General features: G+C 69.3%; 15 protein-coding genes. 12 read left to right on the top strand and 3 right to left on the bottom strand.

From position 1 onward, the window contains the following. Window positions 1–3 precede the first annotated feature (3 nt). From BKA05_RS01590 to BKA05_RS01645, 12 genes are all read left to right on the top strand, one after another. Window positions 4–1,284, top strand: coding sequence for an MCE family protein (locus BKA05_RS01590; RefSeq protein WP_179529855.1), 1,281 nt, complete (start codon window positions 4–6; stop codon window positions 1,282–1,284). Further along, on the top strand, window positions 1,281–2,315 hold the full coding sequence (locus BKA05_RS01595) for an MCE family protein (protein ID WP_179529856.1): 1,035 nt from the start codon (window positions 1,281–1,283) through the stop codon (window positions 2,313–2,315). The genes BKA05_RS01590 and BKA05_RS01595 overlap by 4 nt, the downstream gene beginning before the upstream one ends. Then, a complete protein-coding gene (locus BKA05_RS01600) occupies window positions 2,312–3,295 on the top strand; it encodes an MCE family protein (RefSeq protein WP_179529857.1) in 984 nt (327 codons plus the stop codon). Before BKA05_RS01595 ends, BKA05_RS01600 begins: the two co-directional genes overlap by 4 nt. After that, the gene (locus tag BKA05_RS01605) at window positions 3,292–4,437 is read left to right on the top strand and encodes an MCE family protein (RefSeq protein ID WP_179529858.1); all 1,146 of its coding nucleotides are present in this window, start codon (window positions 3,292–3,294) and stop codon (window positions 4,435–4,437) included. Before BKA05_RS01600 ends, BKA05_RS01605 begins: the two co-directional genes overlap by 4 nt. Next, a complete protein-coding gene (locus BKA05_RS01610) occupies window positions 4,437–5,870 on the top strand; it encodes an MCE family protein (RefSeq protein WP_179529859.1) in 1,434 nt (477 codons plus the stop codon). The genes BKA05_RS01605 and BKA05_RS01610 overlap by 1 nt, the downstream gene beginning before the upstream one ends. Beyond that, window positions 5,867–7,159 carry an MCE family protein gene (locus BKA05_RS01615; protein ID WP_179529860.1) on the top strand — a complete coding sequence of 431 codons (1,293 nt, stop codon included), beginning with the start codon at window positions 5,867–5,869 and terminating at the stop codon, window positions 7,157–7,159. The genes BKA05_RS01610 and BKA05_RS01615 overlap by 4 nt, the downstream gene beginning before the upstream one ends. Beyond that, a complete protein-coding gene (locus BKA05_RS01620) occupies window positions 7,123–7,887 on the top strand; it encodes a hypothetical protein (protein ID WP_218842212.1) in 765 nt (254 codons plus the stop codon). Before BKA05_RS01615 ends, BKA05_RS01620 begins: the two co-directional genes overlap by 37 nt. Next, a complete protein-coding gene (locus BKA05_RS01625; RefSeq protein WP_179529862.1) occupies window positions 7,884–8,714 on the top strand; it encodes a DnaJ domain-containing protein in 831 nt (276 codons plus the stop codon). Before BKA05_RS01620 ends, BKA05_RS01625 begins: the two co-directional genes overlap by 4 nt. A gap of 251 nt (window positions 8,715–8,965) precedes the next feature. Beyond that, window positions 8,966–12,442 carry a DNA-directed RNA polymerase subunit beta gene (gene rpoB, locus BKA05_RS01630; RefSeq protein ID WP_179529863.1) on the top strand — a complete coding sequence of 1,159 codons (3,477 nt, stop codon included), beginning with the start codon at window positions 8,966–8,968 and terminating at the stop codon, window positions 12,440–12,442. 91 nt (window positions 12,443–12,533) lie between these two features. Next, a complete protein-coding gene (locus BKA05_RS01635) occupies window positions 12,534–16,412 on the top strand; it encodes a DNA-directed RNA polymerase subunit beta' (protein ID WP_179529864.1) in 3,879 nt (1,292 codons plus the stop codon). A gap of 165 nt (window positions 16,413–16,577) precedes the next feature. Next, the gene (locus tag BKA05_RS01640) at window positions 16,578–17,861 is read left to right on the top strand and encodes a geranylgeranyl reductase family protein (protein WP_179529865.1); all 1,284 of its coding nucleotides are present in this window, start codon (window positions 16,578–16,580) and stop codon (window positions 17,859–17,861) included. Between the two features lie 14 nt (window positions 17,862–17,875). After that, window positions 17,876–18,685 (top strand): 1-acyl-sn-glycerol-3-phosphate acyltransferase, encoded by an 810-nt coding sequence (locus BKA05_RS01645; protein WP_179529866.1) that lies wholly within the window; start codon window positions 17,876–17,878, stop codon window positions 18,683–18,685. 9 nt (window positions 18,686–18,694) lie between these two features. Here BKA05_RS01645 and BKA05_RS01650 read toward each other — a convergent pair whose 3' ends face one another. From BKA05_RS01650 to BKA05_RS01660, 3 genes are read right to left on the bottom strand one after another with little or no spacing between them, the layout of a single operon-like run. Continuing rightward, window positions 18,695–19,732 (bottom strand): hypothetical protein, encoded by a 1,038-nt coding sequence (locus tag BKA05_RS01650; protein WP_179529867.1) that lies wholly within the window; start codon window positions 19,730–19,732, stop codon window positions 18,695–18,697. Then, window positions 19,729–21,186, bottom strand: coding sequence for a PstS family phosphate ABC transporter substrate-binding protein (locus tag BKA05_RS01655; RefSeq protein ID WP_179529868.1), 1,458 nt, complete (start codon window positions 21,184–21,186; stop codon window positions 19,729–19,731). The genes BKA05_RS01650 and BKA05_RS01655 overlap by 4 nt, the downstream gene beginning before the upstream one ends. Next, window positions 21,183–22,316 (bottom strand): hypothetical protein, encoded by a 1,134-nt coding sequence (locus tag BKA05_RS01660; protein WP_179529869.1) that lies wholly within the window; start codon window positions 22,314–22,316, stop codon window positions 21,183–21,185. The genes BKA05_RS01655 and BKA05_RS01660 overlap by 4 nt, the downstream gene beginning before the upstream one ends. Between the last annotated feature and the right edge of the window lie 4 nt (window positions 22,317–22,320).

Below are 22,320 nucleotides of genomic sequence, written 5' to 3' on the forward strand. Positions count from 1 at the left end.
GCGATGTTGAAGCAGTTCAAGCTCCTCGGGATCGTCTTCCTCGCGCTGCTCCTCGGCGGCGTGTGGTTGACCTATGCCGTGTTCACCAAGAAGTTCGCCGAGTACGACGAGGTCACGCTTCAGTCCTCGACGCTGGGTCTTCAGCTGCCCACCCGCGGGGACGTCAAGATCCGCGGCGTGATCATCGGCGAGGTCCTCGACTTCGAGCCGGTCGCCGACGGGGCCGAGGTCACCCTGGGCATCTACCCCGGTGAGATCGACCAGGTCCCTGCCGACGTGACCGGCCAGATCGTGCCCAAGACCCTGTTCGGCGAGAAGTACGTCTCCCTGGTCATCCCCGACGCTCCCGCGTCGGACTCCCTGCAGCCGGGCGACGTCATCGACCAGACCAAGACCGCCACCGAGGTGGAGGCCGTGCTCAACGACCTCTACCCGTTGCTGCGCACGGTGCAGCCGGCCGAGCTCAACATGACCCTGAACGCCCTGGCGACCGCCCTCGAGGGCCGCGGCGACCAGCTCGGCGACAACCTGGAGACGGTGGACCGCTACCTCAAGCGATTCAACCCCCAGCTGCCGGCGCTGGTCGAGGACCTGCGGCTCACGGCCCAGGTCTCCGACATCTACGCCGACGTGCTGCCCGAGGTGGGCCAGATCCTGCGTGACCAGATCACGACGCTCGGGACGCTGGAGAACCGCGAGGACGCCCTGAACGCACTCTTCAACGACGTCTCGGACTTCTCCGGCAGCGCGGAGTCCTTCCTGCGCACCAACGGGGACAACCTGATCCGTCTCGGCGAGATCAGCAAGCCCCAGGTCACGATGCTGGCGAAGTACGCCCCGGAGTTCTCGTGCCTGTCCAAGGGCATCGTCAACGCCGGCAAGCTGCAGGCCGAGGCGTTCCGCAACTTCACCCTGCACATCGTGCTGGAGACCCTGCCCAACCAGCCGCGCGCGTACGGGGTCAACGACCTGCCGCGCTACGGCGAGGACCGGGGCCCCAACTGCCTGAACCTGCCCAACCCGCCCTGGAACCAGGACAACCCCGTGCGAGCCCAACCGAACATGGACGACGGCGTCGACGAGCCGACCGGCAAGGGCACCTCCCGGGTCGCCCCCGGGCCGTGGTTCCGCAGCAGTGAGGGCTGGACCGGCACCGCCACCGAGTCCTCCTTCCTCAAGGAGCTGCTCGCGCCCGGCCTCGGGGTCAGCGCCGAGGACGTCTCCGACCTCGGGCCGCTGCTGCTCGGGCCGATGGCACGCGGCGCGGAGGTGAGCATGCGATGAAGCTCCTCGACGCGAAGACCTCCGCCGACCTCGTCAAGCTCCTCGTCTTCATCGTGGTCACCACGATGGCCACGGGACTGCTGGTCGTGATGGTCGGCAACCTCACCTTCGGCGCCTCCAAGCCCTACCGCGCCGAGTTCGTCGACGCCACCGGCGTCGTGAAGGGCGACGACGTCCGGGTGGCCGGCGTGAAGGTCGGCAGCGTGACCGACATCGAGATCGTCGACCGGACCCGTGCCCTGGTGTCCTTCGACGTCGACGAGGACGTCGCGGTCAACCTCGCCACCCACGCCGCCATCCGCTACCGCAACCTCGTCGGTCAGCGCTACATCTCGCTGAGCCAGCAGGTCGGCGACACGACCCCGCTGGAGGAGGACGCCGTCATCGACGTCCGCAACACCAGCCCGGCACTCGACCTGACGGTGCTCTTCAACGGTTTCAAGCCGTTGTTCCAGGCCCTGTCGCCCGACGACATCAACCAGCTCTCCTACGAGATCGTCCAGGTCTTCCAGGGCGAGGGCGGCACGCTGGAGAGCCTGCTGGGCCACACGGCCTCGGTCACCAAGACGCTGGCCGACCGTGACGAGGTGATCAGCGACCTGATCGTCAACCTCGACGACGTGCTGGACCGCATCGCCGACCGCGACAGCGAGCTGAGCGACCTGATCATCACCTTCAAGCAGCTCGTCAAGGGCCTGAAGCAGGACCGCAAGCCGATCCTCGACTCGCTCGAGCAGATCTCGGCGCTCTCCGAGGAGACGGCCTCGCTGGTCACCGGCATCCGCAAGCCCTTCACCAACGACATCAAGCAGCTGCGCCGATTCGCCGACAACGTCAACCGCAACAAGGGTGAGCTCGACCGTGCGCTCCAGGTGCTGCCGATCAAGCTGGAGAAGGTGGGTCGCACCGCGATCTACGGCTCCTACTTCAACTTCTACCTCTGCCACTTCCAGGGCCGTGTCCGGCTCCCCGGAGGCAGCTCGGTGCCGATCGACTACAACGTGGGTGGAGCGAGGTGTGACCTCGGATGAAGCCCTTCCGTGAGCGCAACCCGATCGTCGTCGGGGCGATCAGCATCGCCGTCCTGGCGGTCGCCCTCGTCGCGGCCTTCCGTGCCCAGGACCTCCCGCTGATCGGCGGCGGCGACACCTACTACGCCAACTTCGCCGAGGCCGGTGGCATCAAGGTCGGCGACGAGGTCCGCATCGCCGGCGTCCGCGTGGGTGCCGTCGAGAGCATCGAGCTCGACGGCGACAAGGTGCACGTCGGGTTCCGCATCAAGACCGACTCCCAGTTCGGCCCCACCTCGCGCGCCGACCTCAAGGTCAAGACGCTGCTCGGCGACATGTTCCTGGCCATCGAGCCGGCCGGGTCCGGGCAGATGGCCGAGGGCACCACGATCCCCGTGGAACGGACGAGCTCGCCGTACGACGTCGTCGACGCCTTCGAGGGCCTCGCCGACACCGCGGCCGACATCAACACCGACCAGCTGGCGCAGTCCCTGACCACGCTGGCCGACCTCTCCCGCAACACGCCCGAGGAGTTTCAGGGCGCGCTGGAGGGCGTCTCGGCGCTCTCGGCCAACGTCGCGGCCAAGAACGACGAGATCAACAGCCTGCTGAAGAACCTGCGCCGGGTTTCGACCGTCCTCGACGACCGCGACCAGGACATCATCGAGCTGATGGAGGACTCCGACGTCCTGTTCCGGGCCCTGGTGGCCCGCCGGGACGCGGTGCACCGCCTGCTGGTCTCGACCACACAGCTCTCCCAGGAGCTCACGGCGCTCGTGCGTGACACCCGCGCCGACCTCAAGCCGGCGCTGTCCAGCCTGGAGGAGGTCCTCGACGTGCTCAACAAGAACGAGGACAACCTCGACGACACGCTGCGGCTGATGGCGCCGTTCTACCGCGTCTTCGCCAACACGCTGGGCAACGGGCCGTGGTTCGACACCTTCATCCAGAACTTCCCGGCGACCCTGCCCGACCTGACGAACGGAGGGGGGATCGGATGAGCGCCGCGACCAGCTTCCTGCGCCGCCTCGTGGTGCCCGTGGTCCTGCTCGCCCTCGTGGTGGTCGCCGCGTTCACGTTGTTCGGCGAGGAGGAGCGCAAGACCCTCACCGCCAGCTTCCCGAGGACCGTCTCGGTCTACGAGGGCTCCGACGTGCGCGTCCTCGGCGTCCCGGTCGGCACGGTCGACACCGTGACCCCCTCGGGCACCGAGGTGGTCGTGACCATGAGCTACGACCCCGAGGTGCAGATCCCCGCCGACGCGAAGGCCGTCATCATCGCCCCGTCGATCGTGGGGGACCGGTTCATCCAGCTCACCCCCGCCTACACCGGGGGAGAGGTGCTGGCGAGCGGCGAGGTGATCGGTGTGGACCGCACCGCGACCCCGCTGGAGCTCGACGACATCTACGACAGCCTCGACGACCTCAACGTGGCCCTCGGCCCCAACGGGGCCAACGAGAACGGCGCGCTCACCGACCTGCTCGAGGTCACGGCCGACAACTTCGGCGGCCAGGGCGCGAGGTTCAACCAGACGATCTCCGACTTCGGCGACCTCAGCGCCACCCTCGACGACAACAAGGAGGAGCTCTTCTCCTCCCTCACCGAGGTCCAGGCCTTCGTCAGCACCCTCGCCGAGAACGACACGACCGTGCGGCAGTTCAACACCTCCCTGGCCGACGTCAGCGAGCTGCTCTCGGGTGAGCGGCAGGAGCTCGTGGCCTCGCTCGACAACCTCGGCACCGCCCTGGGCCAGGTCAAGGACTTCGTCGAGACCAACCAGGACGTGCTCGGCCGCGACATCACCAAGCTCAACCGGGTCGCCAAGGTCCTGGTCAAGCAGCGTGCCAACCTCGAGGAGGTGCTGGCGGTGGCACCGCTGGCGCTGAACAACCTCTACCTCACCTACAACCCGCAGGCCGGCACGCTGGACACCAACGCCAACGTCGGCAACCTCGAGAACCAGCTGATCAACGACCCGGGCCTGTTGCTGTGCACGGTCGTGAACTCGATCGACCCCACCGGCGCGCTGTGCGACCTCGTCCAGGGCGCCGCGCCCCGCCCGGCCGCGCTGGCGGGCTCGGCCTCGGTCGCCCCGCAGGTGGCCGACCCCACCCTGGGCGGTCTCGTGGAGGTGACCCGCTGATGCGCCGTACGACGCTGCGCCGGACCCGTCTGGCGCTCGGCCTGCTGGCGGCCTCGCTCACGCTGTCCGCCTGTGACTTCGACGTCTACTCGCTGCCGCTGCCGGGTGGCCCCGACACCGGCGACGACCCGATCACGGTCACCGCCCAGTTCGCCGACGTGCTCGACCTGGTCCCCAAGTCGACGGTGAAGGTCAACGACGTGACCGTCGGCAAGATCACCGACGTGGACCTCGACGGCTACACCGCGCTGGTCACCATGGAGCTCCAGAACGACGTGGACCTCCCCGACGACGCCGTGGCGCGGCTGCGGCAGACCTCGCTGCTCGGTGAGAAGTTCGTGGAGCTCGACGCCCCGGCCGACGGCGGCAACGCCGAGCGGCTCGGAGACGGCGACCTGATCCAGCTCGAGCAGACCGGCCGCAACCCCGAGGTCGAGGAGGTGCTCGGCGCCCTGTCGCTGGTCCTCAACGGCGGCGGTGTCGCGCAGCTGAAGACCATCGCCTCCGAGCTCAACAACGCGCTCGAGGGCCGTGAGGACTCCGCGCGCTCGGTGCTGCAGCAGCTCGACGTTTTCACCGAGACCCTCGACGACAACAAGGCCGACATCGTCGACGCCATCGAGCGGCTCAACCAGCTCGCGATCTCGGTGCGCCAGCAGCAGGGCACCATCGACGACGCCCTCGACGAGCTGCCCAGCGCCCTGCGTTCGCTGGACGCCCAGCGCGAGGACCTCGTGACGATGCTCGAGTCGCTCAACGAGCTCGGCGACGTCGGCGTCCGTGTCATCGAGCAGTCCAAGGACACCACCATCGAGACGATCCGCCAGCTCCAGCCGGTGCTGACCGAGCTCGCGAACTCCGGTGACGCCTTCGTCAAGGCCTTCAACGTGGCCCTGACCTACCCCTTCGTCGACGAGGTGGTCGGGCGCGACCCGCAGGTCGCCCGCAACCTGCACATGGGTGACTTCACCAACCTCTCCGTGCAGCTGGAGGTCGACCTCTCGCTCGGTGTCACGGGTGTGCCGACCGGCCTGCCCACGCTGCTGCCGACCGAGCTGGAGCCGACCGCGGTGGTCGGGGCCGTGCTCAACTGCCTCAGCAGCGCCGACCTCACCTCCAAGGCGTGCCAGAAGGTGCTGGGCAGCGTCGAGCTGCTGCTGCAGCTGAAGGAGGAGTGCGCGAAGCCGAAGAACGAGGACGTCGTGGTCTGCTCGCTCCTCAACCAGGTGCCGGGCCTGCCGGACCTGCCGGGGCTGGGTGGCATCGAGCTGCCGATCCTCGGTGACCTCTTCGGTGGCACCAGCGGCCAGGGCCTGCCGCGCACCGCCCCCGGGGGAGCGGCACAGCCGCAGGGCCCGCGGGTCTCCCAGCTGACCTCGCTCTACGACGCCGACCTGGTCGGCCTGATGATCCCGGGGATGGTGGTCTCGTGATCACGCGCCGTACCAAGGTCCAGCTGCTGGTCTTCGTGCTCATCACGCTGGTCGGCTGCAGCTTCGTCGGAGCCCGCTACGCCAAGCTCGACCGGCTCTTCTACGACAGCGCCTACACCGTGACCGCGCACTTCGCCTCCTCCGGCGGCATCTTCGCCGGCGCCGAGGTGACCTACCGCGGGGTCCAGATCGGCAAGGTCGACCGGCTGGTCCTGACCGAGGAGGGTGTCGACGTCGAGCTGGCGATCGACAACGAGCACGACACGATCCCGGCCGCGACGCTGGCGCTGGTCGGCAACAAGTCCGCCGTGGGTGAGCAGTACGTCGAGCTCCAGCCCAAGTCCAACGACGAGCCCTACCTCGCCGACGGGTCCGAGATCGCGATGCCGGACACCCGGACCCCGATCCTTGTCGAGACCCTGCTCTCCAACCTGGCCACGACCGTCGGCTCGGTGGACCGCAAGGCCCTGGAGACCACGGTCACCGAGCTCGGCGCCGCCTTCGCGGGCACCGGCGAGCAGCTGCAGCAGATCATCGACACCGGCAACAACTTCATCAACGCCGCCAACGACAACTTCGACACCACCACGGCGCTGATCCGCGACTCCAACACGGTGCTCAACGGCCAGATCGCCTCCGAGAGCGCCATCCGCTCCTTCGCGCGCAACCTGTCGCTGTTCACCGGTGCGCTCGCCGACGCCGACCCGGCGGTCAACAAGCTCCTCGACAACGGCTCGGGCGCCGCGGTGGCCCTGCGCCGCTTCATCGACGACAACGAGGTCGAGCTCGGTGACCTGGTCAACAACCTGATCACCACCGGCGAGATCGTCACCCGTCACCTCGACGGGCTCGAGCAGATCCTGGTGATCTACCCCTACGTGGTCGAGGGCGGGTTCACCGTGGTCTCGAAGTCGCCGGACACCGGGCTCTACGACGCCCACTTCGGCCTGATCATCACCACCACGCCGATCTGCCACGACGGCTACCAGGGCACCGACACCCGTCCGCCGCAGAACGGCGAGAACCGGCCGATGAACGAGGAGGCTCGCTGTGACGAGCCGCCGGCCCAGAGCAACGCCCGCGGCGCGCAGAACATCTACGACCGGTTCCGCGCCCCGGCCGACTACGACTCCGAGGTCGTGGCCTCCTACGACCCCGACACCGGCAGCCTCACCTGGGGCGACCGCGTGCCGAGTGCCTTGACCTCCCCCGGTAGCGTGGCGCCGCGCACCCTGGGGAAGGAGTCCTGGAAGTGGCTGTACCTCCAGCCCCTGACGTCGAGCCGGTGACCGGCCCGCACGCCGACCAGCCGCACGACCCCTCCACCGGCGGGAGCGCCGTGCCCGAGCGCACCGGCTCCTCGCCGCTCTTCCGGCTCGGTCTGGCCGCGGTGCTGGTCCTGGTGCTGGTCGGGTCGGTCGTGGTGACCGGCGTCCTGCTGGCCAGCCGCACCTCCTCGGCCAGCGGTGGGGTGCCCGACCGGTTCGGCGCGCTGCTCTCGGGGGACAACGCCGTCGCGGCCGAGCGGGAGGCCGTGTTGTCGGTGGCCTCGCAGTTCATGCTGCGGGTCAACACCTACGGCCCCGACGACCTCGCCGAGGACGGCACGATGCCCGACTACCGCGAGCGGGTCGGGGAGTTGATCACCCCCGCCTTCCGTGCCGACTTCGAGGGCCAGGTCGGCACCGCCGAGCTGACCGTCGCCCAGGCGGCGCTGGGTCGCGACTGCGAGGTCTACGGAGCCGGTGTCTCCGGCATGGACGCCGACTCCGCCACCGCCCTGGTGGCCGGTGCCTTCGTGAACTCCTACCCCGGCAGCGGCAAGCGCAGCGACGAGCGGATCGAGACCGACCCGGCGCCGTTCCGCGTGCGCGTGATGCTGGTCAAGGTCGACGGGGAGTGGCTCGTGGACGACTTCGCGCCCGTGACGGGCAGCGGAGTGACCCTGGACCCCAGCGAGGCACCCGACCCCGACACCCAGCCCAGCCCCACGGCCGGGACGGAGGACGAGCAGTGAGCGCGGGTCCGAGCTGGTACGACCTGCTCGACGTCGACCGGGACGCCTCGAGCGAGGAGATCCGCACGGCCTGGCGGGCCGCGATCGCCGACCTCGACCCCTCCGACCGGAGGTTCCGCTCGCTCAACCAGGCGGCCGAGGTGCTGCTGGACCCCGCCTCCCGTGCGGCGTACGACGCCGGGCTGGAGGGCCCGGACACCGCGGCCCCCGAGCGGTCCCCCGCGGCGGTCCCGACCGCAGAGGCGGGCGAGGAGCCGGCCGTGGTGACGACGAGTGCGTCGGGCGCGGCGCCGAAGCCTGCGACGCGTCGTCTCCCGCTCGTGCCGGCCTGGGCACTTGTGGTCCTCGCGGTCCTTGCCGGCCTCGCGCTCACCGTGGCCGTCGTGGCCGCAGCGCGTGCCCCCGAGCCGGTCACCGAGAAGGGTGGCGTGCTGCTCGAGGAATCCGCCGAGCAGGCCCGGGCAGCCGCGGTGCGCGCGATCGTGCCGGTCCTGTCCTACGACTACCGGCGCCTCGACGAGGACGCCGCAGCCGCGCGGTCCTACATGACCTCGGCCTACCAGGACGACAAGTACGACCCGCTGTTCAGCCTGATCGAGGACAACGCTCCCGAGACCCAGACGGTCGTGGGGGCGCAGGTGGTCGACTCCGCCGTCGTCCGCACCGGCAAGGACCGCGTCGACGTGCTGCTCTTCGTCGACCGTCCCACCACGAACAAGCAGGTCAGCGACCCGGTCGTCTACAAGGACCAGGTCACCGTGACCATGGCGCGCGTCGACGGTCAGTGGCTCGTGGACGGCCTGCAGACCTCGCCGATCCAGGAGTGAGCGGGCCCCGCGCGGCCGGGCGGGGCCGAGCTGCTGCTCCCCGGCTCCCCGCCCGAGGTGCTTGACCTCGGCGCTCCGGAGCCCCACACTCATCGAGACGTTCGATCCGAGTGGACGCCGTTCTTGTGGCGTGCCCGACGAGTGTGTAAGGTAGCGCTTTGCGCCTGCCCTCAAATGCTCTTCAGCCTGTCCGGTGGCTGTCTTGTGGGGGGCTCGCGCCATCGATGAGCTGACCCGTCGAAGGATCCCTCTTGGCTGCGCCTGCCTCCACCCCGCTCAACACCTCCGGCCACCGCCGCATCTCGTTCGCGAAGATCGCTGAACCTCTCGAGGTTCCCCAGCTCCTCTCCCTCCAGACCGACAGCTTCGACTGGCTCGTCGGCAACGACAAGTGGAACGCCGTCGTCGAGCGCCGTCGTGCCGAGGGTGAGGACGTCTCCGAGAAGTCCGGTCTGCAGGAGATCTTCGAGGAGATCTCCCCGATCGAGGACTTCTCCGAGACCATGTCCCTCTCGTTCGAGAACCCGGTCTTCTACGACCCCAAGTACACCGTCGACGAGTGCAAGGAGAAGGACTTCACCTACTCCGCTCCGCTCTACGTCTCGGCGGAGTTCACCAACAACGACACCGGTGAGATCAAGGGCCAGACGGTCTTCATGGGCGACTTCCCGCTCATGACCCCCAAGGGCACCTTCGTCATCAACGGCACCGAGCGCGTCGTGGTCTCCCAGCTGGTCCGCAGCCCGGGCGTCTACTTCGAGCGCACCGCCGACAAGACCTCCGACAAGGACATCTACACCGCCAAGCTCATCCCGAGCCGCGGTGCCTGGCTCGAGTTCGAGATCGACAAGCGCGACATGGTCGGCGTGCGCCTGGACCGCAAGCGCAAGCAGAACGTCACCGTGCTGCTCAAGGCCCTCGGCTGGACCAACGAGCAGATCCGCGAGGAGTTCGGCGAGTACGAGTCGATGATGCTGACCCTGGAGAAGGACCACACCCAGGGCCAGGACGACGCGCTGCTCGACATCTACCGCAAGCTGCGTCCGGGCGAGCCGCCGACGCGTGAGGCGGCGCAGACGCTGCTGAACAACTACTACTTCAACCCCAAGCGCTACGACCTGGCGAAGGTCGGTCGCTACAAGATCAACAAGAAGCTCGGCCTGACCGAGGCCTTCGACCAGCAGACGCTGACCGTGGACGACGTCGTCGCCGCGATCAAGTACATCGTCGCGCTGCACGACGGCCGCACCCAGATCGAGGCGCCGCAGGGCACCCTCGACATCGCGGCCGACGACATCGACCACTTCGGCAACCGCCGCATGCGCACCGTGGGTGAGCTGATCCAGAACCAGCTGCGCACCGGACTCGCGCGCATGGAGCGTGTGGTCCGCGAGCGGATGACGACCCAGGACGTCGAGGCGATCACGCCCCAGTCCCTGATCAACATCCGTCCCGTGGTGGCGGCGCTGAAGGAGTTCTTCGGGACCTCCCAGCTCAGCCAGTTCATGGACCAGACCAACCCGATCGCCGGTCTGACCCACAAGCGCCGCCTCTCCGCGCTCGGCCCGGGTGGTCTCTCCCGCGACCGCGCCGGCATGGAGGTCCGTGACGTCCACCCGTCGCACTACGGCCGCATGTGCCCGATCGAGACCCCTGAGGGCCCCAACATCGGCCTGATCGGCTCGCTGGCCTCCTACGGTCGGATCAACCCCTTCGGGTTCGTCGAGACGCCCTACCGCAAGGTGGAGAACGGCTCGGTCACCGACAAGGTCGACTACCTCACCGCCGACGACGAGGACCGCTACGTCATCGCGCAGGCCAACGCCGCGCTCGACGAGACCGGTCGCTTCGTCAACGAGCGGGTGCTGGTGCGCCAGCGCGACGGTGAGGTCTCCGAGCTCCTCGCCGAGGAGGTCGACTACATGGACGTCTCGCCGCGCCAGATGGTGTCGGTCGCGACGGCCCTGATCCCCTTCCTGGAGCACGACGACGCCAACCGTGCGCTCATGGGCGCCAACATGCAGCGCCAGGCGGTCCCGCTCATCAAGAGCGACAGCCCGCTGGTCGGCACCGGCATCGAGTACCGCGCCGCGGTCGACGCCGGTGACGTGGTCGTCGCCGAGGCCGCCGGTGTGGTCAAGGAGGTCTCCGCCGACCTCGTCGAGACGATGAACGACGACGGCACCTACTCCTCCTACCGCCTCTCGAAGTTCAAGCGCTCCAACCAGGGCACCTGCATCAACCAGCGCCCGCTGGTCAGCGAGGGCGACCGGGTCGAGGTCGGGTCGCCGATCGCCGACGGCCCCTGCACCGACGACGCCGAGATGGCGCTGGGCACGAACCTCCTCGTGGCGTTCATGCCCTGGCAGGGTCACAACTACGAGGACGCGATCATCCTCAGCCAGCGCCTGGTGCAGGAGGACGTCCTCACCTCGATCCACATCGAGGAGCACGAGGTCGACGCCCGCGACACCAAGCTCGGCCCCGAGGAGATCACCCGGGACATCCCGAACGTCTCCGAGGAGGGTCTGGCCGACCTCGACGAGCGCGGCATCATCCGCATAGGCGCCGAGGTCACCACCGGTGACATCCTCGTCGGCAAGGTCACGCCCAAGGGCGAGACCGAGCTGACCCCGGAGGAGCGCCTGCTGCGCGCGATCTTCGGTGAGAAGGCCCGCGAGGTGCGCGACACCTCGATGAAGGTGCCGCACGGTGAGTCCGGCACGGTCATCGGCGTCCGGGTCTTCGACCGCGAGGACGGCGATGAGCTGCCGCCGGGTGTCAACCAGCTGGTGCGCGTCTACGTCGCCCAGAAGCGTAAGATCTCGGTCGGCGACAAGCTCGCCGGGCGCCACGGCAACAAGGGCGTCATCGCCAAGATCCTGCCGATCGAGGACATGCCGTTCATGGAGGACGGCACCCCGGTCGACGTGATCCTCAACCCGCTGGGCGTGCCGCGACGCATGAACATCGGTCAGATCCTCGAGCTGCACCTGGGCTGGCTGGCCAAGCAGGGCTGGGACCTCAACCTGTCCGGCGACCCCGACAGCTCGGACTGGAAGCAGCGCCTGATCCAGATCCACGCCGACAAGGCCGAGCCGAACAGCCGGGTCGCGACCCCGGTGTTCGACGGTGCGCGTGAGGACGAGATCACCGGCCTGCTCGGCTCGACGATCCCCAACCGCGACGGCGTGCGGATGATCGACGAGACCGGCAAGGCCAACCTGTTCGACGGCCGCTCCGGCGAGCCGTTCCCGGACCCGGTCTCGGTCGGCTACATGTACATCCTGAAGCTGCACCACCTCGTGGACGACAAGATCCACGCCCGCAGCACCGGCCCCTACTCGATGATCACGCAGCAGCCCCTGGGCGGTAAGGCCCAGTTCGGCGGCCAGCGGTTCGGCGAGATGGAGGTCTGGGCGATGGAGGCCTACGGCGCCGCCTACGCCCTGCAGGAGCTGCTGACGATCAAGTCCGACGACGTCCCCGGACGCGTCAAGGTCTACGAGGCCATCGTGAAGGGCGAGAACATCCCCGACTCGGGCATCCCCGAGTCGTTCAAGGTGCTCGTCAAGGAGATGCAGTCGCTGTGCCTGAACGTGGAGGTCCTCTCCCAGGACGGCACCAGCATCGAGCTGCGCGACGCGGAGGAGGACGTCTTCCGCGCCGCTGAGGAGCTCGGCATCGACCTGTCCCGTCGCGAGCCCAGCTCGGTCGAAGAGGTGTGAGCGCCGGTACGCCGGCACACTCGTGTGCCGGCGTACCGGACTCCGCCCCCTTACTTCACTTTTCTAGATCTACCGAAGGGTTGCAGCCACCGTGCTCGACGTGAACTTCTTCGACCAGCTTCAGATCGGTCTGGCCACCGCCGACGACATCCGTCAGTGGAGCCACGGCGAGGTCAAGAAGCCGGAGACCATCAACTACCGCACGCTCAAGCCCGAGCGTGACGGCCTCTTCTGCGAGAAGATCTTCGGTCCCACCCGGGACTGGGAGTGCTACTGCGGCAAGTACAAGCGCGTGCGCTTCAAGGGCATCATCTGCGAGCGCTGCGGCGTCGAGGTGACCCGTTCCAAGGTCCGCCGCGAGCGGATGGGCCACATCGAGCTCGCTGCTCCCGTGACCCACATCTGGTACTTCAAGGGCGTGCCCAGCCGCCTGGGCTACCTGCTGGACCTGGCCCCGAAGGACCTGGAGAAGGTCATCTACTTCGCGGCCTACATGATCACCCACGTCGACGAGGACGCCCGCCACAACGACCTCTCGTCCCTCGAGGGCAAGGTGGGCCTGGAGCGCGAGCGCCTGGAGAAGCGCCGCGACCAGTCCCTGGCCGACCGTCAGCAGAAGCTGGAGGAGGACCTCGCGGCCCTGGAGGCCGAGGGTGCCAAGGCCGACCAGCGTCGCAAGGTCAAGGACGGCGCGGAGCGTGAGATGAAGCAGCTGCGCGACCGCGCGCAGCGCGAGATCGACCGCCTCGACGAGGTCTGGGACACCTTCAAGAACCTCAAGGTCCAGGACCTCATGGGCGACGAGATGCTGTACCGGGAGATGAAGAACTGGTTCGGCAAGTACTTCGAGGGCCACATGGGCGCCACGGCGATCCAGAAGCGTCTCGAGAGCTTCGACATCGCCGCCGAGGTCGAGAACCTGCGCGAGACCATCGCCACGGGCAAGGGCCAGAAGAAGGTCCGTGCCCTCAAGCGGCTCAAGGTCGTCGACGCGTTCCGCAAGACCGGCAACAAGCCGCAGGGCATGGTGCTCGACGCCGTCCCGGTCATCCCGCCGGACCTGCGTCCGATGGTGCAGCTCGACGGTGGCCGCTTCGCGACCTCCGACCTCAACGACCTGTACCGCCGCGTCATCAACCGCAACAACCGCCTCAAGCGGCTGCTGGACCTCGGGGCGCCCGAGATCATCGTCAACAACGAGAAGCGGATGCTGCAGGAGGCCGTGGACTCGCTGTTCGACAACGGCCGCCGCGGTCGCCCGGTCACCGGTCCGGGCAACCGGCCGCTGAAGTCGCTCTCCGACATGCTCAAGGGCAAGCAGGGTCGCTTCCGCCAGAACCTGCTCGGCAAGCGCGTGGACTACTCGGGCCGCTCGGTCATCGTGTCCGGTCCGCAGTTGAAGCTGCACCAGTGCGGTCTGCCCAAGCAGATGGCCCTGGAGCTGTTCAAGCCGTTCGTGATGAAGCGCCTCGTGGACCTCTCCCACGCGCAGAACATCAAGTCCGCCAAGCGGATGGTCGAGCGCGCCCGCCCGGTCGTGTGGGACGTCCTGGAGGAGGTCATCACCGAGCACCCCGTGCTGCTCAACCGTGCGCCCACGCTGCACCGCCTCGGCATCCAGGCCTTCGAGCCCCAGCTGATCGAGGGCAAGGCCATCCAGATCCACCCGCTCGTGTGCGGCGCGTTCAACGCCGACTTCGACGGTGACCAGATGGCCGTGCACCTGCCGCTGTCCGCCGAGGCCCAGGCCGAGGCCCGCGTGCTGATGCTGTCGACGAACAACATCCTCAAGCCCTCCGACGGCCGTCCCGTGACCATGCCGTCGCAGGACATGATCATCGGCCTGTTCTGGCTGACCACCGACCGCGCCGGCGAGCCCGGCGAGGGTCGCGTGTTCTCCTCCCCGGCCGAGGCGATCATGGCCTTCGACCGCCAGGAGATCACCCTCCAGAGCCGCATCAAGGTCCGTCTCGACGACATCGTCCCGCCGCTGGACCTCGAGCTCGGCGAGGACTGGGAGGAGTCGCAGGCGATCATCCTCGACACCACCCTGGGCCGGGTGCTGTTCAACGACACCCTTCCGGCGGACTACCCGTTCGAGAACGGCGAGGTCGGCAAGAAGCGTCTGGGCCAGATCGTCAACGACCTGGCCGAGCGCTACACGAAGGTCGTCGTCGCTGCGTCCCTGGACGCGCTGAAGGACGCCGGCTTCCGCTGGGCGACCTTCTCCGGTGTCACCGTCTCCATCGACGACGTCACCACGCCGGCCGACAAGCTGCAGATCCTGGAGTCCTACGAGAAGCAGGCCGCGAAGGTCCAGAAGGACTTCGAGCGCGGCCTGATGACCGACGACGAGCGCCGTCAGGAGCTCGTGGAGATCTGGACCGAGGCCAGCCGCCGCGTCGGTGACGCGATGGAGAAGGCCTTCGACCCGACCAACCCCATCTACATGATGGTGCACTCGGGCGCCTCCGGAAACATGAACCAGATCCGTCAGGTCGGCGCGATGCGTGGTCTGGTGGCCAACCCGAAGGGTGAGATCATCCCGCGCCCGATCAAGGCGAACTTCCGTGAGGGCCTCTCGGTCCTGGAGTACTTCATCTCCACCCACGGTGCGCGCAAGGGTCTGGCCGACACCGCCCTGCGGACCGCTGACTCGGGCTACCTGACCCGTCGTCTGGTGGACGTCTCCCAGGACGTCATCATCCGCGAGGAGGACTGTGGCACCGAGCGCGGCCTGCCGCGCACCATCGCCACCCGCCTCGAGGACGGCACCCTGGTCGCCACGGACGACGTCGAGACGTCGGTCTACGCCACCACGGCCGCCACCGAGGTCGTCCACCCGGAGACCGGCGAGGTGCTCGCTGCTGCCGGCGAGGACCTCGGCGACGTCAAGATCGGTGAGCTCATCGCCGCCGGCGTCGACTCGGTCAAGATCCGCTCGGTCCTGACCTGCGAGGCCCGCACCGGTACGTGTGCCAAGTGCTACGGCCGCTCGCTGGCCACCGGCAAGCTGGTCGACATCGGTGAGGCCGTCGGCATCATCGCGGCCCAGTCCATCGGTGAGCCCGGCACGCAGCTGACCATGCGTACCTTCCACACCGGTGGTGTGGCCTCCGCCGACGACATCACCCAGGGTCTGCCCCGCGTGGTCGAGGTCTTCGAGGCCCGCACCCCCAAGGGCCTCTCGCCCATCTCGGAGGTCGCCGGTCGCGTCGAGATCGAGGAGACCGACAAGGCCCGCAAGGTCCTGGTCACCCCGGACGACGGCTCCGAGGTCATCGAGTACGCCGTCAGCCGGCGTACCCGCCTCTCGGTCGCCGACGGGGACCACATCAACGTGGGCGACCAGCTCACGAGTGGTACCCCCGACCCGAAGGAGGTGCTCCGCATCCTCGGTGTCCGCCGGGCCCAGGAGCACCTGGTCAAGGAGATCCAGGCGGTCTACCGCTCGCAGGGCGTGTCGATCCACAACAAGCACATCGAGATCATCGTGCGGCAGATGCTGCGCCGGATCACGGTGCTGGAGTCGGGCGAGACCAACCTGCTGCCCTCCGACCTCGTCGACCGCGTGCGCTTCGAGGAGGAGAACCGTCGGGTGGTCTCCGAGGGCGGCAAGCCCGCGGCCGGCCGTCCCGAGCTGATGGGTATCACCAAGGCCTCGCTGGCGACCGAGTCGTGGCTCTCGGCGGCCTCCTTCCAGGAGACCACCCGGGTGCTCACCGACGCGGCCATCAACGGCCGCAGCGACTCGCTGCGCGGCCTGAAGGAGAACGTGATCATCGGCAAGCTGATCCCGGCGGGTACCGGTCTCGAGCGGTACCGCAACATCCGGGTGGAGCCCACCGAGGAGGCCCGCGCCGCGGCGTACTCCGTCACCGGTTACGACTCCTACGACTACGAGTTCGGCGGGAGCGGCGGCCAGGCCGTCGCCCTCGACGACTTCGACTTCGGTTCGTACCAGAGCTGAGCGAAGCGAAGCGCTGGTAAGGCACGAACCAGGTTGAGCAAGGCAACGCCCGCCCACGCTTGCGTGGGCGGGCGTTGCTGCGTCGAAACCAGGTCGGATCGTGGAGTCGGTCGTCACCGGCCGACCACCGCACGACGGTTCCCACCCGCCTGAGAGGATGACCCCGTGACCAGCGCGACCCTGCCGACCGAGACCGACGTCCTCGTGGTCGGGGCGGGGCCGGCGGGCTCCGCGGCCGCCGCCTGGTGTGCGCGGGCCGGCCTCGACGTGGTGCTGGCCGACGCGGCGACCTACCCCCGCGACAAGACCTGCGGTGACGGGCTCACGCCTCGCGCGGTCCACGAGCTGTCCCGGCTCGGTCTGGAGGACTGGCTGCGTGCCCACACCGTCAACCAGGGGCTGCGCGCCCACGGCTTCGGGCAGACCCTGCACCTGCCGTGGCCCGGCGGCACGCTGCCGGCCTGGGGCAGTGCCGTGGCCCGCACCGAGCTCGACGACCACCTGCGCACGACCGCCCTGAAGTCGGGTGCGATCGGCGTCGAGGACGCCCGAGCGGTCGACGTGCGCTGGGACGGCGCGCGTGTCGCCGCCGTCGTCTTCGAGCGTCGCGGCGCGCGCCGCGACGGCGGCCGGGCCGTCGAGCGCTTCGAGATCGCCTGCCGGCGACTGGTCGTGGCCGACGGCGTCCGCTCGCCGCTGGGCAAGGTCCTGGGCAGGGAGTGGCACCGCGACACGGTCTACGGTGTCGCCGGCCGTTCCTACGTCACCTCGTCCATGACCGACGACCCCTGGATCAGCTCGCACCTGGAGCTGCGCGACGAGAAGGGAGCGGTGCTCTCGGGGTACGGCTGGATCTTCCCGCTGGGCACGGGCGAGGTGAACCTCGGCGTGGGCACGCTGGCGACCGCCAAGCGGCCCGCCGACATCGCCATCAAGCCGTTGATGCAGTTCTACGCCGACCAGCGGCGCGAGGAGTTCGGGCTCTCCGGCGACCTGCGGATGCCGACCTCGGCCCTGCTCCCCATGGGCGGTGCGGTCACCCACGTCGCCGGCGCCAACTGGGCGCTCATCGGCGACGCCGCGGGATGCGTGAACCCGCTCAACGGCGAGGGCATCGACTACGGCCTGGAGACCGGGCGGATGGTGGCCGACCTCCTCGTCGAGCTCGGCCCGGACGCGATCGGTCTCAGCACGGCATGGCCGTCGCTGCTGCGTGAGCACTACGGCGAGGCCTTCTCGATCGCGCGTCGCCTGGCCGGGCTGGTGACCGTGCCGTGGGTGCTGCCGCGCTTCGGCCCGACCGGGATGCGGTCGGAGCTGTTGATGACCCTCGCGCTGCGCTGGATGGGCAACCTGGTCACCGACGAGGACCGCGACCGTGCGGCCCGCGTCTGGCGTTGGGCGGGGCGGCGCTCGCTCGCCCTCGACGCCCGGCCGCCGTTCGGCTGAGCGGTGGTCGCTGGGTGAGCGGGGAGGGCTGGTACGCCGCCACCACCCTGCTCGGGCGCGCCGTGCTGCGGGGACTGGACGTCCGACGGCACTGGCACGACACCGAGCACCTGCCCCCGACGGGGCCGGTGCTGCTGGCCAGCAACCACGCCTCCTTCCCCGACTTCGCGTTCGTGGGGGAGGCCGGGCTCGCGCGCGGACGCCGGATCCGCTTCCTGTGCCGGCACGACATGTGGGAGGTGCCGGTGGTGGGTGCCGCCATGAGGGGCATGCGGCACGTACCGGTCGACCGGGAGGCACCGGCCGCCGCCTACCTCGCGGCGCGGCGGCTGCTGGGTGAGGGCGAGCCGGTGTGCGTCTTCCCCGAGGCCGGGGTCTCGCACAGCTACACCATCCGTGCCCTGATGCCCGGTGTCGCCGCCCTGGCGCGGGAGACCGGCGTACCCGTGGTGCCGGTGGCGGTCTGGGGCCACCAGCGGCTGTGGCCGTTGCGGCGCCACCTCGACGAGCGGGCCGGTGTGGCCCTGCACCGAGGGGTGCACGTCGACGTCGCCTTCGGCGAGCCCTTCGCGGTGGCCGCCGGGGCCGACCTCGTCGAGGTGACCCGCGACCTCGGGCACCGGATGACCCGGTTGCTCGAGGGGCTGCAGACCGAGCCGCACCACACCCCGCGGCCCGGTGAGCGGGCCCGGTGGCACCCCGCCCACCTCGGCGGCACGGCGCCGACCCGCGCGCAGGCCGAGGAGCTCGACCTCGTCCCCCGCAGCGCGGTGGCCCCCACCTGGGGACCGTCCGCGAGTGACCCCTCGGCCGTGCGCGAGTGACCTCTGGGCCTAGAAGGGCGCTGCCGCGACCTCGCACAGGTTCAGGTGCGGGTCCTTGTCGTCGTTGGTGATGTAGTACGACGACACGTACATGTTGACCGTCCGGCCGTGGGCAGTCAGGTTGAGCTCCATCATGCCGTTCTCCGGCATGTCGAGGGGGCCGACGTAGCCTCCGCCGGCCTCCATGAAGTCCTCCTCGACGTGGTCGTCGAGCAGCCCCTCGGCGGTGATGGTCCGGGCGCGCATGGTGGCGTTCGGGTCGTCGGTGATCAACCGCAGCCACTGGATGCTGCGGCGGCCGGTCTGGCAGGTGAGCTCCAACGTGCCGACGGGGGAGAGGTCGGTGGTGACCACCGTACGTCCTTCGGAGTCCTGGTCACCGTGCCAGGTGAGCAGGGCCGACTGGGTGGGGTCGGTGGCGAGCTCGGCCTGCATCGAGCAGGAACGGTAGCGCCGCGGCTCGCGGAAGTTCTCCCACCACCAGCTGAACTTGATCGACGTGGCCGGGACCGCGCCCTGCGCGCCGCCCGGCAGGTGCCGGCCCGTGCGGGTGCTGATGACGCCCTCGGCGTACCCGCTGGCGAAGGTCTCGATGGGGGTCTGCTGGTTCAGGCCCTCGTGAGCGGCCTTGCCGGTGCCGCCCGTGCCGTCGTCGTCGGCGGTGTCGTAGCGGTAGACGCGGACGTTCTTCACCGCGACGACGTCGCTGTAGTTCTTCTTCTCGTACTTCGCCAGCCACATGGTGGTCTCGCGGTTCCGGTCGTCGGGCTTGATCTTGAGCATCGTGTTCTTCGGCTTGCAGACCAGCTTGAGCTGGCCGATGCCGGGGATGCGGCCCGAGGAGGTGTAGCTGCTCTTGTCGGTCTTGCCCGACCAGGACAACGAGATGGTCTTGGTGATCACGTCGTCCGGTGCCCGCCGGGCCTGCGCCGGGGAGGACGTCGCGACGGATCCCAGCAACGCGGCCACGACCGCGAGCGTGAGGGCCGTCGCGGCCAGGGCACGGGGTCGCGCGGTGCTGGGGACGGGGACGGAGCGCACGGTCATCGGGCCGGCTGGAGGCTGGTCGACTGCTGCTCGTCGGTGGTCACGATCGGCTCGGGGTCGAGCTCGACGAGCACCGGGTCGCTGTCACCGCGCACCCAGGCCTTCTGGACGGCGATGTCGGCCTCGGGCACCGAGACCAGACGAGCGCGCGTCGCGTCGTCCTCGGCGTGGTTCAGGTAGTGCAGGAGGAACTCCGAGACCTCGGAGCGCTCGAGGGAGCGCTGGGTGGTGGTCAGCAGCATCCGGCGGGCCAACGGGTACTCACCGCTGGTGATGGTCTGCTGGCTGGGGAAGATGCAGTTGCGCTCGCCCTCGGGTGTGGTGACCTCGAAGGGACGCAGCTGCTCCTCGAACAGCTCGTAGTAGCTGAACCGGAAGTAGGCCACGTTGCCGCGCGAGGACTGGATGCGCTTGCGGGCGTTGAGCGACTTCTCCCACACGGCCGTGAGCTCACGCTTGCGGGCCTCCAGGACCCGCATGCGTCGCTGGGCCTCCTCGAGCGCCTCGATCGCGCGCTGCAGGCGGGCCTGGTCGGCCTGCTGGGTCGCCAGGGGGCGCTGGTCGCGCTGCCCCTTGGCGACTTCCTCGCGGGCCACCTGGACCTCTTCCTTGGCGTCGTTCACCACGGGGTACCAGTCGGCCAGCTGCTGCTTGACCAGGTCGCGCTTGCGGGCCCGCTCGCGCAGCTGGAGCGCGAGGAGCTCGTCCCGGTCCCGACCGACGACGAAGAGACGAGAGCCCTGGTCGGTGTCGAACGCGCGGTAGTCCGAGCGCAGGTTGGTCATCGACGGTTGCGGAGCGCCCAGGACGTACTGCCCGAAGAACGAGAAGGCGTTGTTCTCCCGGTTGGGCCCGCCGACCTTCAGGGGCACCTCGTCGAAGCCGTTGCCGAGCTGCGACCACGACGTCACGGGGGAGCCGGCGCGGTAGATCTCGCGGACCTGGTCGGTGCTCAGGCAGTCACCGCCCACGTCGGACTCGTTCTTGGCGGCGACGACGATCGCGTCGGAGGCGACCTGGAACTGGATGAGGTCCAGACCCACCCGTCGGCACGCCTCGAACTCGGCGCGGGTGACCTCACGCGAGGAGTCGACGATGTCGACCTCGCCGGAGCACAGCGCGGCGAAGGCGGCGTCCTCCCCGTCGTAGGTCATCGACACGTCGGTGTCGGAGCCGCTCTGGTTGAAGGCGAAGACCTCGTCCGGGGTGAGCGAGCCCCGGTTGCCGCTGATCTGGACGGTGCCGCTGGCCGGTTGGGGCAGCTGTCGGTACGCCTCGCGGACCCGCTGGCTCTCGGCCTGGTCGGCGCGGTAGTCCTGGGCCTGGGCGTCGGCCACGATGTCGGTCGCGTCCTGGGTCGGCTCCTCGGAGCAGGCGCTCAGGCCGAACAGGGTCAGGGCCGCGAGACCGGCGGTGATCGCGGTCCGCGCCCGGTACGTGCGCTGGGTGGTCATCGGTTCGTCCCCTCGACGGGTGGGTAGGGGTAGCGCTGACCCAGCTCGACGACCTCGAAGTCGTCCAGCGTGAGGCCCTGCAGCTCGTTGCCCTGGATCAGGTCGGTGGTCACGTCACGCTGGGCGTAGAGCGTCGGGACCTCGGCCCGGTCGACGACGATCGCGCCGTAGGTCCGCAGCGTCAGCACGATCGCGTCGGCCAGCCGCTGCTGCTGGGCCGTGAGCCGGATCGGCTTGCCGGTGCGCGGGTCGCGCGGACGGTCGGGGACCACGTCGGCCTTCAACCGGATCCGTGCACCCTCCGGCAGCGAGGAGGTCTCGCCGTTGCCGTCGGTGGAGGAGGCCGGCTGGACGTAGCTGTTCTGTGCCGGGCCGGGGACGCTGATGGCCAGGGCGTGCTCGATCAGGCCGGCCTCGAGCTCACCGGGGCGGATCAGCCCGGCGAACAGCGGGAGCCCCGAGCCGCGGGCACCCACGCTGCCGGGCTCCTGGTAGCCGGGACCGTCCAGGGCCCACTTCTTCATGTAGTGGTAGGAGATCGAGTCGTCGTCCTCGCGACGGGCGCGCCACAGGTCGTAGGCCACGTTGGCCCCGACGTCGACGATGGTGAACCAGCCGTCGTAGCGGGGGTCGGGGTCGACATCGGCAGGGATGGTCAGGGTGACGGTGTCGTCGCCGTCCCCGCACTGCGACTGGCGGCACACGACGGCGGTCGGCTCACCACCGGCGACGACCGGCACGGTCCAGGACTCGGTGTTGATGTAGAGCGGGTCGGTGATCCGTCGCGGGACCGTGCGCACGGTGGTGGCGTCCTCCACGACGCCGACACGGAACTGGGCGCGGTTGATCATCCGCGAGGACGCCTCGTCGACCGCTTCGCCGTCGACCCGTGTGTTCCACGGCGAGGTGGCGGCGAACAGCCGCGCCTCGGCGGAGGGCAGCCCGTCGGCGGTGCTCTCGGCGGAGCCGGCGGTCATGGTGACCTCGGCCTCGGGGGTGCGTCCCGAGGCCTCGTCGGAGTCCGAGCCGCAGGCGGCGAGGGACACCGAGAGGGCGGCGACCGCGAGTGCGGCGACGCCGCGTCGCAGGGTGCCGCCGGAGCGCGGGTGCTGGGTGCTGGTGGATCGCATGGTG

Origin of the sequence: Nocardioides marinus, assembly GCF_013408145.1 — a bacterium.
GTDB classification, from domain to species: Bacteria; Actinomycetota; Actinomycetes; order Propionibacteriales; family Nocardioidaceae; genus Nocardioides; species Nocardioides marinus.